This window comes from Streptomyces sp. DH12 (assembly GCF_020873895.1).
Taxonomy (GTDB): domain Bacteria; phylum Actinomycetota; class Actinomycetes; order Streptomycetales; family Streptomycetaceae; genus Streptomyces.
This window is the reverse complement of the sequence record NZ_JAHWGT010001518.1, coordinates 1-402: the sequence shown is the minus strand read 5'-3', so window position 1 is coordinate 402 and position 402 is coordinate 1. Positions and strand designations below refer to the sequence as shown.

The 402-nt window shown below is 72.6% G+C and carries 1 protein-coding gene; it reads right to left on the bottom strand.

The window, feature by feature from the left end; all coding sequences use genetic code 11:
- On the bottom strand, positions 1-402 hold a 402-nt coding region (locus LPA54_RS40850; protein ID WP_228985469.1), incomplete at both ends, for an endonuclease/exonuclease/phosphatase family protein.

Below are 402 nucleotides of genomic sequence, written 5' to 3'. Positions count from 1 at the left end.
CGGTCATCGGCGCCGCCGACAGCAGCGCCTGCCCGTAACCTCCCGGCCGCCACGGGGCGCCGCCGCAGCGGCTCCAACTGCGCAGCACCGGGCCGTACTCGACGTGGTAGTCCAGCCCGTGCAGATGGGCCAGGTGGTCCCGGATCCGCTCGACGTCCCGTACACAGGCCTCCTGGAGGCCGACGACCTGCGGCGCGTACGCGGCGATCTCCGCGGCCCGGTCGACGTTGCTCTCGTCGCACGGGTTGCACAGGTTCCACGTCATGATCCGGTTGGGCACCACGTCCTTCGCGGCGTCGACCGGCACCGTCCGGGCGAACGGGGCGCCCGCGGGCGTGCTGGGGCCGAGGAGCATCATGCAGGTCACGACGACGGCTCCCGCGACCAGCCACGCACCTTTAC